The organism is Bradyrhizobium sp. CCGB12 (genome assembly GCF_024199845.1).
Taxonomy (GTDB): Bacteria; Pseudomonadota; Alphaproteobacteria; order Rhizobiales; family Xanthobacteraceae; genus Bradyrhizobium.
In genome coordinates, this window is sequence record NZ_JANADO010000002.1 from 20,783 (window position 1) to 33,798 (window position 13,016).

Annotated in this window: 8 protein-coding genes and 2 pseudogenes; 5 read left to right on the forward strand and 5 right to left on the reverse strand. The window is 60.7% G+C overall.

The features are described from left to right. Window positions 1-56: 56 nt before the first annotated feature. The 3 genes and pseudogenes from NLM27_RS41360 to NLM27_RS41370 all read left to right on the forward strand — a co-directional run. Window positions 57-294: pseudogene (locus NLM27_RS41360) on the forward strand (hypothetical protein); the annotation flags it as partial. A gap of 107 nt (window positions 295-401) precedes the next feature. Next, complete coding sequence (locus NLM27_RS41365; protein ID WP_254149089.1) at window positions 402-755, forward strand: hypothetical protein; 354 nt, start codon at window positions 402-404, stop codon at window positions 753-755. Between the two features lie 109 nt (window positions 756-864). Next, complete coding sequence (locus NLM27_RS41370; protein ID WP_254149090.1) at window positions 865-1,347, forward strand: GNAT family N-acetyltransferase; 483 nt, start codon at window positions 865-867, stop codon at window positions 1,345-1,347. A 279-nt stretch (window positions 1,348-1,626) separates the two neighbouring features. Here NLM27_RS41370 and NLM27_RS44230 read toward each other — a convergent pair whose 3' ends face one another. Beyond that, window positions 1,627-2,025: an HAD-IA family hydrolase gene (locus NLM27_RS44230; protein ID WP_375142341.1), complete on the reverse strand. Its 399-nt coding sequence runs from the start codon at window positions 2,023-2,025 to the stop codon at window positions 1,627-1,629. Between the two features lie 669 nt (window positions 2,026-2,694). After that, window positions 2,695-2,838, reverse strand: a complete 144-nt coding sequence (locus NLM27_RS41380) for a hypothetical protein (RefSeq protein ID WP_254149091.1) — start codon at window positions 2,836-2,838, stop codon at window positions 2,695-2,697. On the opposite strand from NLM27_RS41380, the gene NLM27_RS41385 reads away from it, so the two are divergent. Further along, window positions 2,837-3,586 carry a GntG family PLP-dependent aldolase gene (locus NLM27_RS41385; RefSeq protein WP_254149092.1) on the forward strand — a complete coding sequence of 250 codons (750 nt, stop codon included), beginning with the start codon at window positions 2,837-2,839 and terminating at the stop codon, window positions 3,584-3,586. The genes NLM27_RS41380 and NLM27_RS41385 overlap by 2 nt on opposite strands. On the opposite strand, the pseudogene NLM27_RS41390 reads toward NLM27_RS41385, so the two are convergent. Further along, window positions 3,474-3,713, reverse strand: a pseudogene (locus NLM27_RS41390) (haloacid dehalogenase type II); the annotation flags it as partial. The gene NLM27_RS41385 and the pseudogene NLM27_RS41390 sit on opposite strands and share 113 nt — an antisense overlap. Before the next feature lie 539 nt (window positions 3,714-4,252). Between NLM27_RS41390 and NLM27_RS41395 the strand changes: the two are divergent. After that, window positions 4,253-10,126, forward strand: a complete 5,874-nt coding sequence (locus NLM27_RS41395) for an AAA family ATPase (RefSeq protein WP_254149093.1) — start codon at window positions 4,253-4,255, stop codon at window positions 10,124-10,126. Window positions 10,127-10,302: 176 nt separating this feature from the next. Here the strand turns inward: NLM27_RS41395 and NLM27_RS41400 are convergent, their stop codons facing one another. Both NLM27_RS41400 and NLM27_RS41405 read right to left on the reverse strand, forming a co-directional pair. Beyond that, window positions 10,303-11,763 carry an aldehyde dehydrogenase family protein gene (locus NLM27_RS41400; RefSeq protein ID WP_254149094.1) on the reverse strand — a complete coding sequence of 487 codons (1,461 nt, stop codon included), beginning with the start codon at window positions 11,761-11,763 and terminating at the stop codon, window positions 10,303-10,305. Window positions 11,764-11,837: 74 nt separating this feature from the next. Next, on the reverse strand, window positions 11,838-13,007 hold the full coding sequence (locus NLM27_RS41405) for an alanine racemase (protein ID WP_254149423.1): 1,170 nt from the start codon (window positions 13,005-13,007) through the stop codon (window positions 11,838-11,840). Between the last annotated feature and the right edge of the window lie 9 nt (window positions 13,008-13,016).

Sequence of the window (13,016 nt, forward strand, 5' to 3'; positions counted from 1 at the left end):
TTGTGGCCCTCGTCCGCTTTCGACCGATGGCGTTGAAAAAGCTCCCGTTTGCGGCGGTGACTCCCGTATTCAGCTCTTTCGCGGGTGCGGAGGCAGCTGATGACCGGGTAGTTGCGCAGGAGCCACGCTTTTACGAGTTCAGCCTCGAGCGGCATGTCCCAACGGACCATCTGCGGTCGATCGACCAGTTCGTCGATCTGTCGGCCTGCGCGAGCAGCTGCGCTCTTTCTACAACGAGACGCGTGGCCATCGATCGCCCCCGAGCTGCTGATCCGCATGCTGATCATCGGCTACTCGCATGATCGCGCGCGTTCAAAGACGATCTCGGCATCTGGCCGCGCAAGCTGATCGGCGATACCGGCTACGGCCCGGCCGAGATGCTCGCTGGTTCACGACCATCCTTGTATACTGACGAGCCTGTGTTACGTTGCATTTCTAATCGGCCGCGAGCGGCTCATGATATCGATGAGCAGCCGCTCGCGCTGGCGGCGACAGCCCTCTTTTGGTGGATGGTCGTTGCTTTGCTAGGCCTCGCGAGCATTTCGGCGCATGTAGGCACCGGCATTGAGCGTTCTAGGCAATTCAGGCATCGCACCGTGTTCCAGCTGCTCCTTTTCCTCGTCGGCGCAGCGCTGATGACCAGCGCGATCCTGATTGCAGGCAGGCCTAATGCAAAGCTTGCGAACCACTTGCGGATTTGGAAGCTTTTGAAGGAAAGCGGTCGGAGCATGAACGAATGCGGCATCGCAGTGTAGTTCTCTGAAAACCGAGCCCGCGGCAAAAAAACCTCACAAGCGAAGCCCTTCGGATCTGATCAAAACAGCGCAGCCGCGGCGACGAGATAGATTAACATCGGAGACTTGGTTGAATATTCGACAGGCGACGCAACGCGATTCTGAGGCCATTTGGGAGATCATCGGCCCGGTTATTCGGGCAGGCGAGACTTATGCGTTGCCAACCGACATGACGAAGGCAGAGGCGATACGTTACTGGACCGGCCCCGACCGGGACACCTTCGTAGCCGAGGATAGTAGGAGGTTGGTCGGCACCTACTACCTGCGAGCCAATCAACTCGGCGGCGGGTCCCACGTTGCCAATTGCGGTTACATGACGCGGGCCGAGGCTCGCGGGAAAGGCGTCGCCCGCGCAATGTGCGCGCATTCGCTTGAGGAGGCGCGCGGGCGGGGCTTCCGCGCCATGCAATTCAACTTCGTCGTAAGCACAAACAGCCGGGCCATCATCTTGTGGCGCGGAATGGGATTCGACGAGGTAGGACGATTACCGGACGCCTTTCAGAGACCGTCCGGCGAGTATGCGGACGCACTTGTCATGTTTCAGAAGCTGTAGCGGTGAATCGCCCGGCTAATGCTGTTATCCGGACTTCGTGACCCACGCTTACCTGTCGGAGCTTCTCCGAACAGGATGTTTGAATGTGACCGACGGCTGTTCTGCTCGCGGTGGATCCGCAGAGAAATGATGATGATGTGGCATTGGCGCTCTTCACCGGTCCCGCCGCCGAACGGCGGCGCCGTTGAACTGCTATGACGCCTTGCTGGGATTAATCATCGCCTATCACAAGCCAACCACCGCCGGGAGGCATCCGATGTGGGGAATCTCCACGTCACGCTAAAAGGGGCTGGAGGGCTCGTGCCCGCGCCCGACGAAGACTCGTACCCCGATGCAGAGATCGGTCGCTGGCTGCTGATCGTAGCGGAAGCTCGACGAGACGTGCATGATGTCCTTCGGATCGCAGCCAAGCTGGTCGAACATATACTCGAACGCTTGCGACCTCGGCTTGTAGGCTTGCGCCTGCTCGGCCGTGTATACCGCGTGAAAGCGGGCGCCCAGCAGACTCACATTGTCGTGAATCTGCTCGTTCATGGCGTTCGACAGGATCACCAGCGGGATCTTGCCAGCGATCCTCGCTAGTCCATCCGGCACGTCCGGATGCGGGCCCCAGGCCGGAATCGATTGGTAGACGCGTAGCGCCTCTTCTGGGCGGAACTCGACGCCCAGCGTTTGCACGTCCGCTCGATCGAATTGTGGACCACCTCGTGGTAATGCTTCCACGCGCCGAGCACTTCATCGAGACGATAGCCGGCGAAGTCCTTGACGAACGCCTCCATACGGTCTACCGGCACGCGGTCAGGAAAAAAGTTCGCGGGCCATCTCGGCCATCCGGAAGTTGGTCAGCGTTCCGTAGCAGTCGAAGCCGATGTATTTGGGCCGGTAGATGGTCATGGCGTCTCTCTCCAATTACTGCGAAGGCGAGCTCGCGAGTTCACGTTCAACCACACTCCGAGCGAGGTGATTACGCCATCTCAGACGCGAAATGTGCTACCGACGAAGTTGCCAGGCCTGCACACAAAAGCTCTTTTCGCAACCTCGGCCAGCACGGACTGCCACAGCGCCTCGTTCTTCCCACGAGTTCGCACCACTTTTCCCGACACACAAAATTCCATTATCTCGGAACCACTCAAAAAACCGTCCGTGGTCTCTATGGTCCACGGAATGACCAGCGCACCTTCAGTCTTGGTCGCTCAGTTTTCCCATCACATCGCTTGGCTCGCCAGAAGGCTCCTGCGTTCGTTAGCTTGTTTTGTTAGCACCACCGAAGCAGGCAAACCGATAGGATCTCGATCATGCAAGCCGGTGCAATCCGCCTCGATTTCCGCTCCGATACCGTCACCCGCCCTACCCCGCAAATGCAGTGCGGTGATGGCGGCGGCCGAGGTAGGCGACGATGTGATCGGCAACGATTTCACGGTCAAGGCGCTCGAGGCGCGCGTTGCCGAGCTGTTCAAAGGAAGCGGGACTGCTGTTGCCGACCGGCACCATGTCCAATCTCGCTGCGATCATGAGCCATTGCCAGCGCGGCGAGGAATATCTCTGTGGAAGCGAAGCTCATACCTATCTGTGGGAAGCTGGAGGCGCGGCCGTGCTCGGCTCGGTTCAGCCGCAGCCTTTGCCGGTCAGGGCCGACGGCACGATCCGCATGGACGATCTTCACGCCGCGGTTAAGGCCGACGATCCGCATTTCGCGGTTACCCGATTGGTCACGATCGAGAATACGTTCGGCGGGCGGGTACTGCCGCGAGACCATTTGGCCGAGGTCGTTGAGTTTGCACGGGAGCGTAAGCTCGCCACCCACCTTGACGGTGCGCGGCTATTCAACGCGGCCACGGCACTCGGCGTTGACGTCGCGTGTCTGGCAGAAGGCTTCGATAGTGTGTCGGTGTGCCTTTCAAAGGGACTCGGTGCGCCGCTTGGATCAGTGCTGGTTGGGGATGTCCGATTGATCGCGCGCGCACGCCGGTGGCGCAAGATGCTCGGCGGGGGGATGCGGCAATCCGGAATAATTGCAGCGGCGGGGCTGTACGCGCTCGACCATCATGTCGATCGCCTGTTCGAGGACCACGCTAACGCCAGGGCGCTCGCGGACGGACTTGCGGGAATCGAAGCGTCTTCGGCACGAAACGGAAGTTGTTGCGGCGGCAGGAGCGCTCCAGAGCGTTGTGAACGGCATCGGCATAGGGCTTCCAGTCCTGCAACACCTCATCGATACGGCAGACCTGGAAGTTTCTGATGAATTCGTCCATGCGCGGTCTGTCCAGAAGATGTCTGAACAGGTCCCGTGCGGCTTGCGCAGTTTGGAAATTGATCGGTGTGCCGTGGCAATCAAACGTCACGCATTTCGGCCGGAAGCGCCCCATATCTTTGGCTCCTATCCGTCTGGCTTACTAGGCCGAGCATAGCCGCGAGCATCTGGCAGAATGTGCCGCAATACATGGTCATTCAGCAGAAGCTCCCGATCTACCGCAAAACCCGCACGACGTTTCGTGGGTATTTGCAGTCAGTTCAGCCAGCATCGGAAGCCTCATTCGGCGGAGCTACGCATCCCGTTGCCCCTTGGCTCCACGTAAATGAAGCGTGCGCGGTCAAACCGAGGCGAAGTTCGGCACGATGTTGGATTGAAGATGCGCAGGACCAAGCGATGTGCTGTCAGCGGCTGACGCGCCACAGCGCGAACGACCCCGTTCCGATAGCGTTGAACGGGCTTAAACCAATGATTGTGAGAAAACTCTGCAGACGGTCCGCGACGCTTCTCCGCCCTGCGTTGGCCGGCGCCTCAGCTTACGCTGGGCACATCCCCGCGTTTGTGGCAGAATCGGCGCTTAGGACAGTACCTCCTCACCCGGCATTGGGTCACTTGGAGGCTTCCGGTTGAACCCATCGTTTCGCTTCGACGCGCATGGATTACAGGTTCCAAGTGCTTTGGGAGGACGAAGCCCGCATCTTTTGCCGGGCGTTGTGCCCGGATTCCAATGACACCTCCAGAGCTGTACTGGCGGTACTTCCCAAGGCGAAGCACGCCTCGTCCGGCGTCCTTGATCGGCTCGCTCACGAGTTCGAGTTGAAGGACCAGCTGGATGGCCCGTGGGCAATGCGGCCGCTCGGGCTGGAGTACGAGGGCGGTCACCCTGTTCTGCTGCTTGAGTATCCTGGCGGCCATCCACTCGAGCAGTTGCTTGGCGCGCCCATGGACATCGAACGCTTTCTGCGACTAGCAATCGAGATCGCGAGAGCCTTGAACAAGGTGCATCAGCGCGGCCTCGTTCACAAGGACGTGAAACCGGCGCATATACTGGTAAACTGCGACGACGAGCGGATCCGGTTCACCGGCTTCGGTATCGCTTCGCGCCTGGCCCGCGAACGACGCACGCCCGGGCCGCCCGAGTTCATCGTGGGCACGCTCCCTTACATGGCACCCGAACAGACCGGGTGGATGAACCGCTCGATCGATTTCCGTAGCGACCTCTACTCGCTTGGTGTGACGCTCTATCAAATGCTGACTGCCTCGCTACCGTTCACCGCGGCACATTCGATGGAATGGGTACATTGCCATATCGCGCGAAAGCCCGTACCGCCCAGCGAGCGTCTGAACACTGTACCGACTGCAATCTCGGCCGTAGTACTCAAGCTGCTCGCCAAGTCCGCGGAGGAACGTTATCAGACCGCGCCGGGCCTCGAGCATGATCTACGCCGCTGCCTGCGTGAATGGGAGGCCCGACGTCGGATCGAGGACTTTGCACTCGGACAATATGACAGGTCCGACCGACTGCTGATCCCCGAAAAGCTCTACGGAAGAGACCACGAGATTGAACTCTTGCTGGGCGCGTTCGACCGCATGATCAAGAGCGGCGCACCGGAATTGGTGCTAGTTTCCGGCTATTCCGGGGTCGGCAAGTCTTCAGTGGTCAATGAGCTCCATCATCGGCTTGTTCCGTCGCACGGACTGTTCGCATCGGGGAAGTTCGACCAGTACAAGCGGGATATTCCGTATTCGATACTGGTCGACGCTTTTCAGAGCCCCGTTAGGTCTCTTCTGAGCAAGAATGACGCCGAGCTCGCGAACTGGCGCCAAGCCTTTCAAGATGCGCTGGGCGCAAACGGGCGACTTGCCGTCGACCTGATTCCTGAATTGCGGCTGATCATGGGAGAGCAGCCGCCCGTTCCTGATCTCCCGCCGCAGCAAGCACAAAAACGCTTCCATCACGTATTTCGGCGCTTCATAGGGGTATTCGCACGTTCCGAGCATCCGTTGGCACTTTTCCTCGACGATCTCCAGTGGGTCGACGCGGCCACGTTGGATCTGGTTGAGGATCTGTTGGCCCCTACCGATCTGCAATACCTGATGCTGATCGGCTCCTTTCGGGACAACGAGGTCACGGCCACCCATCCGTTGCGGCGTAGGCTTGAGGCCATAAAAAACGCTGGTGCAAACGTACAGCAGATCATCCTTGCGCCGCTTGGCGTCGAACACATTTCGCACCTGATTTCTGATGCTCTAGGCTGCGATTTGCAGCGTGCCGTGCCGCTCGCGCATCTGATCCACGATAAAACGGCCGGCAATCCGTTCTTCGTGAACCAGTTTCTCCACGTACTCGCCGCAGAAGGCCTGGTCCGCCTTGATCATGACGCAGGGTGCTGGTGTTGGGATCTCGATCGCATTCACGGTAAGGGTCACACCGATAACGTCGTGGACCTGATGATCGCAAAGCTGGCCCAGCTGCCGGCTGACACACAGAACACGCTGCAGCAGCTGGCCTGTCTCGGCAATTTCGTCGAGACCTCGACACTCTCGATCGTCCTCGGGCGCTCCGAGCAGCAGGTTCATGCGGCGCTCTGGGAAGCGGTTCGCCAGGAATTGGTCGAGCAACAGACCGGCGCCTACAGGTTTGTCCACGACCGCGTGCAGGAAGCCTGCTATTCGCTGATTCCGGATCATGAACGCGCGGCGCTCCATCTGCGAATCGGGCGGCAGTTGCTGGCGCAGACATTCGGCGAGAAGCGCGAGAAGGCGATCTTCGCAATCGTCAATCAGCTCAACCGCGGCGCGGCCTTGATCACCTCGCGAGACGAACGCGCGCAGCTCGCGGAGCTCAATCTGACGACCAGCCTGCGCGCGAGTGCGTCGGCGGCCTACGCGTCATCGCTCAATTACGCCGCAACCGGTGCGGCATTATTACCGCATGATTGTTGGGAGCGCTTCCAGCGGCTTGCTTTTTCGCTCGAGTTGCATCGCGCCGAATGCGAGTTCGTGACGGGCGCCGTCGTCGAGGCGGAACAGCGCTTACGGGAGCTGACCGCGCGAACCGCGAGCGCAACCGACCTTGCTGTCGTCGCGCGCCGGCTGGTGGATTTGTATACGGCGCTCAGCAAGCCGGAGCGCGCCGTTGCTGCCGGTCTCAGCTGCCTGGAACAACTCGGGATTCGATGGCAGGCTCATCCAAGCGATGATCACGTCCGACAGGAGTACGCGCGCGTCCGATCTCGCCTCGAGGACCGAGCGCTCGAGGAGTTGTTGGATCTGCCGCTGATGACCGATCCGCTCGCACTGGCCATGTTGGATCTTTTGACGGCCCTCATGCCGCCTGCATTCTTCACCGATACGAACCTTCGCTCTCTGGTGGTCATCAAAGCGGTGGATGTCAGCCTGGAGTGGGGGAACAACGATGCTTCCTGCGTTCCCTACGTCATGTTCGGCGCCATTGCCGGCGCGCGATTCGACGACTATGAGGCGGGGCTTCAATTGAGCCGTATCGGCACTGAGCTGGTCGAGCGGCGCGGATTTTCGCTCGTTCAAGCGAGGACCTACCTGAACTATGGCAACCTTGTCCTTTCATGGACAAAGCCCCTCCAGCACGCGCGAGACGCGTTTCGACGCGCATTCGAGGCCGCGAGCAACAGTAGCGATATCACGTTCGCTGCCTTCAGCTGCGCCAGCCTGAATACAAATTTCCTCGCGGCGGGCGATCCGCTTGCAGACGCACACCGCGAAGCCGAGCACGGATTGCGGTTGACCGAGAAGGCGAAATTTGCGCTGATCGGCGACATCATAACGCCGCAGCTTGGGTTGATCCGGATGCTGCGTGGCCTGACGCGGCGGTTCGGCGCTCTTCACGACAATCAGTCCGACGAGCTTCGGTTCGAGCGGCGTTTGGCGGCTGATCCGGCACTCGCATTGCCTGAGAGCTGGTACTGGATCCGCAAGCTGCAAGCATGCTTCTTTGCCGGCGATTATGTGTCGGCCGTTGCCGCCGCAGCCAGGGCTCGGAGCCTCCCGTGGTCACCACCTCAGCTATTCGAAACGGCGGAATACGAGTTCTATGCAGCACTTTCCCACGCTGCATGCTGGGATTTGCCCCCCCCTGAAGAACGGCAAGAGCACTTTGAAGCGCTGACCGCCCACCAGCGGCAGCTCGAACTGTGGGCGCAGAATTGCCCTGAGACCTTCGTGAATCGCGCTGTCCTCGCAGGCGCAGAAATCGCCCGCCTCCAAGGCAGAGAGCTCGAAGCGGAGCGTCTCTTTGAACAGGCCATCCGCTCCGCCCGCGACAACGGCTTTGTCCACCACGAGGCGCTCTCTTACGAATTAGCCGCGCGCTTTTATGGCACGCGAGGCTTCGAAGAGTTTTCTCGCATATATCTGCAAAGAGCGCGCGATTGCTATGTTCGTTGGGGGGCCGTCGGCAAAGCGCGGCAACTTGAGGACATCCATCCGCACCTCAAGGAGGTGAGATCAGAGCCCGGCCCGATGAGCACCATCGAGGCCCCGGTCGAGCATCTCGACCTCACCACCGTCATCAAGGTGTCTGAAGCGGTATCAGGCGAGATGGTTTTGGAAAAGCTCATCGAGACGCTTATGCACACGGCCATTGAACAAGCAGGAGCTGAACGGGGTCTGTTGATCCTATCGCACGAAAACGAGCCGCGCATCGAGGCGGAAGCCACGACAACCGGCGAGAGCGTTACCGTCGAACTGTGCGATGCAGCGGTGACCGAGGTTCTTCTACCGGAATCCGTCCTGCATTACGTACTGCGGACCAGAGAGTGCGCTGTTCTCGAGGATGCCGCGTCCCAACCTCCCTTTGCCACGGACCCCTACGTCAATCAGCGCAAGGCTCGTTCTATTCTTTGCTTGCCCCTGATCAACCATGCGAAACTTATCGGCGTGCTCTACCTTGAGAATACGTTGACGGCCCACGTTTTTGCACCCACGCGAGTTGCGGTTCTGAAGCTGCTCGCCTCGCAGGCGGCAATCGCACTGGAAAATGCGACTCTGTATCGCGATCTGAGAGAACGCGAAGCGAAGATCCGCCGCCTTGTCGACGCCAATATCATTGGGATCATCATCTGGGAGCTCGAAGGTCCTATTCTCGAGGCCAATGATGCGTTTCTGCGCATCGTGGGGTACGACCGCGAGGATCTCGCCTCGGGCCGCCTGCTCTGGACTCACCTTACGCCGCCGGAATGGCTCGACCGCCACGAGCGATGGTGGATCCCGGAACTCAAGAAGATGGGGAGCGTACAGCCGTTCGAGAAAGAGTATTTCCGCAAAGACGGCAGCCGCGTGCCGGTGTTGATCGGAATGGCTGCGTTCGACGAGCAACGGGACCAAGGCGTCTCCTTTGTCGTCGACCTGACGGAGCGTAAACGGTCCGAGGAGGCTCTGCGGGACAGCGAGGAGCGTTTTCGTACTCTCGTCCAGTTCTCTTTCGACGTGTACTGGGAATCAGACGCGAACCATCGCTTCATCCGCCAAGAGTTCGCTGAAGCCATTATTGACGCGCCCGCGTCGGACTCTGAACTTGGTAAAACACGCTGGGAAGTGCCCTACTTGGAGCCCGACGAGGAGGCTTGGCGCAAACATCGGGAGACGCTCGATGCCCACCTGCCGTTCCGTGATTTCGAGCTCGCGCGCCCGAAGCCCGACGGCCGCAAGCGCTACGTCTCCGTCTCCGGGATGCCGGTATTCGACAAGTCCGGGCAGTTCATCGGTTATCGCGGCGTGGGACGGCACATCACCGAACAGAAGCGGGCCACGGAGGCCGTGCGCGAGATGCAGAGAGAGTTGGCCCATGCCAACCGCCTCGCCACCATGGGCGAACTCACGGCCTCGATCGCCCACGAAGTAAGCCAACCGATTGCCGCGGCATCCATGAATGCTGGTGCGGCCGCGCGGTTCCTTGAACGAGACCCGCCCGATCTCGAGAGGGTCAGGCAATCAGTGGAATGGGTCATGAACGATACTGCTCTGGCCGCCGACATCATCCAGCGAATTCGCGATCTCATCAAAAAAGCACCGCCTCGCAAGGATGACTTGGACATCAACGACGCCATCCGGGACGTGATTGAGCTAACCCGGGGCGAAGCGATGAAGAACGGCGTCTCGGTACAGACGGAACTTGCAGACAGTCTGCCGCTTGTCCAGGGCGATCGTGTCCAATTGCAGCAAGTGGTCCTTAATCTGATTGTCAATGCTGTGCAGGCAATGGGCACGGTCGCGAACGACGCCAGAGGGGTGCTTATCACCACCGGTCAGGTCGTCCCTGACCATGTTCTTGTCGAGGTGCAGGACTCGGGACCGGGGTTGGCGGTGGAAAATCTCGAGCACGTCTTCACCCCCTTCTACACGACGAAGCCGGGCGGGCTGGGCGTGGGACTGTCTATCTGCCGTTCGATTATCGAAGCTCATGCCGGGCGCTTGTGGGTGACCCCTAATCTACCCCGCGGCGCGATTTTTCACTTCACCGTGCCGGTCCGTCCCGCAGACGCTCCGTGATGATCCCCGGGGTTGCCGTTTAACTTCTGCGCACCAGCCTTATTCAAGATTCAGACGGATCAGGCGCCCTCCGAAATGCATGTCAACCCGGCCTACGCAGTGACATGCATTGGTCGAACCGCGGCTCGAGATCTGGCACTCTGGTTCGCAAAAGTTCCCACCGGAGATAGGGTCTATCAGTAGAATCCAAGAACAGCCTTCGTCTCGAGATATTCGTCTATGCCTTCGCGGCCGTATTCCCGGCCATTGCCGGACCGCTTGTATCCGCCGAAAGGCGCGTTGGGATCCCAGTCGGGATGGTTGAGATGAACTTGACCCGACTGGATCTGACGGGCGACTGCGCGCACCGTCTCCATATCCGTGCCTTGCACGTGAGCGCCGAGGCCATAGACAGTGTCATTGGCGATCGCGATCGCCTCATCCACGGTGTCGTAAGGAATGATCGAGAGTACCGGGCCGAAGATCTCCTCCTGCGCGATCCTCATGTCGCGACGGACGTTCGAGAAGATGGTCGGACGCGTATAGAAACCAATCTGAAGGTCGTCGGGCCGCCCCGGCCCGCCGATGACGAGCTTGGCGCCTTCCTTCAGACCGACACTGATCATGGTCTGCACGCGCTCGAACTGCGGCCGGTTCGCGATTGGACCATGGGTCGTGCTTTCCTCAAGGGGATCGCCGACCACCAATTCAGAAGCGGCGGCCGCCGCCAGGATCTCGACCTCCTCCACCTGAGAGCGGGACACGAGCATGCGCGTCGGTGCGCTGCAGGATTGGCCGAGATTGCGGAAGGCGGCGGCGACGCCAAGCGGAACAGAACGGCTGAGATCGGCGTCCGGCAAGATGATGTTCGGCGATTTTCCGCCAAGCTCCTGGGCAACGCGCTTGACGGTGGGTGCCGCCGCTTGGGCGACGAGAACGCCGGCCCGCGTCGAGCCGGTGATCGAGATCATGTCGACCAACGGATGCGACGCGAGAGCGGCTCCCACGATCGGACCTGTCCCATTAATGAGGTTGAAGACGCCGGGCGGACAATCGGCATTGTCCATCAACTCCGCGAATAGCAAAGCGCTCAGCGGCGATAATTCGCTCGGCTTCAACACCACCGTGCAACCGGCCGCGATCGCCGGGCTCACCTTTGCAGTAATCTGATAAAGTGGCCAGTTCCATGGCGTGATGAGGCCGCAGACGCCGATTGCCTCGCGCATGATCGCGGTGCTGCCGCGCGCGGCGATGAATGGATAATTCGCGAGATTGTCGCGGGCGACGCGGATATGCTCGGCGGCCAACTGCACCTGAGCGCGGCGCGCATAGGTGATCGCAGCTCCCATCTCACAGGTAAGCGCCTGCGCGAACAGCTCCAGCCGCTCAAGGAGCAAAGCGTGTATCCGGTCCAGCAGCGCCGCTCTCTCAGCAGGCGACGTCGTGGACCAGCCGGCGAAGGCTCGTCTGGCGGCTGCGATCGCGCAGTCCACATCATCGTCATCGCCGAGCGCGACATCAGCGATCGGCTGCTCTGTCGCCGGATTGACGACGGTTGCTGCTGCCGCGACTGATCCGATCGGCTTCCGCCATTCTCCGTCTATGTAAAACGTTCCGAGGAAGCCGGCTTCCATCAAATGTCGAAGGGGCGAGGTCATTGGAAACGATCCTTGATCCGGTAATGAGCGCCGATCAGCGCAGGAACCAGGGCGCTGGGAATGGCCGGCCAACCCTACCAGCCGCGCATCCGGGGCCATCGGCCTTGAATCGCGTCGCTGCTGGCGGAGACGACGTTGTACAACTCATGTTGCGACGCCGTCGCACAGGCGTGATTGGGGAGAATCCTGACCTTCGCGCCGATTGGAAGATTGGGCAAAGCGTGCGCCGACCCGGGCCTGATGGCCAGGATCCCGTGCTCCTGGCTTGCTTGCGAAACCATCAGGTCCGGATGGACCTTGCCGGCCACGTCGCAGACCAGACCATATCCCTGGTCGACCCGTTGCGCCGCGGTGCCGCGGTCGCGCGACAGCGCCATCCATCCGGCATCGACCAAAATCCAGCCCTTCTCGGGCTTGGTGCCGATCACGGTGGCGAGCACCGAGATCGCGATGTCGTCCGTCGTGCAGACACCAACACCGTGCATGACCAGGTCGAAGAACATGTAGACGCCCGCCCGCATTTCCGTGACGCCGGTCAGGTCTTCGGCGAAATGCGCTGTCGGCGTCGAGCCGACACTCACGATGGGGCATTGGTGCCCGGCCGCCCGCAAGGCCTCCGCCGCGGCAACCGCCGCCGCTCTCTCATTCTCCGCGGCCGCGACGAGAGCCTCGGGCGTGAACAGGCTATAGGATTCGCCGGCATGGGTGAGAACGCCGGCAAGCTTGACGCCGGCCTCGCCCAGCGCGACCGCAACTGCAATGAGCTTTGGATCGTTCGCGGTCAGCCCGCCGCGGTGGCCATCGCAGTCGATCTCGATGAACGCGGTCGGTGTCACACCAGCGGCACGACCGGCGGCGCCGAGCATTCTTGCCTGCTCCGGCGAATCAAGCAGTACCCTAAGGTCAACGCCTGCTTTGCGCAGACGCATTGCTCTTTCAGCTGTGTGGGGCGCCAGACCCACCGCATAAGTCATGTCGCGAAAACCATGCCGCGCGAAATACTCGGCTTCCGCCAGGGTAGAGACAGTAATCGGTCCCGGTCCCGACGGATAGGCCCGTCGGGCCACGTCGATGGATTTCGCGGTTTTCATGTGGGGACGCAGCACGACGCTCCGCTCCGCCATGCGCGAGGACAGGCGGGAGAGATTGCGATCGAGCCGATGTTCGTCGAGCAGGAGAGCAGGCGTTGCCAGCGTGCCGAGCGTTGCAGCCGTCTCGGAGTTCTGGCGATCCGTTCCGCTCATCTCATCGCG

Bases quoted from the DNA above. Each gene is read 5' to 3' on its own strand.
- NLM27_RS41380 (WP_254149091.1), bottom strand. From the start codon at position 2,838: ATGGTGCCGGTCGGCAACAGCAGTCCCGCTTCCTTTGAACAGCTCGGC.
- NLM27_RS41405 (WP_254149423.1), bottom strand. From the start codon at position 13,007: ATGAGCGGAACGGATCGCCAGAACTCCGAGACGGCTGCAACGCTCGGC.
- NLM27_RS41400 (WP_254149094.1), bottom strand. From the start codon at position 11,763: ATGACCTCGCCCCTTCGACATTTGATGGAAGCCGGCTTCCTCGGAACG.
- NLM27_RS41395 (WP_254149093.1), top strand. From the start codon at position 4,253: ATGGATTACAGGTTCCAAGTGCTTTGGGAGGACGAAGCCCGCATCTTT.
- NLM27_RS41385 (WP_254149092.1), top strand. From the start codon at position 2,837: ATGTCCAATCTCGCTGCGATCATGAGCCATTGCCAGCGCGGCGAGGAA.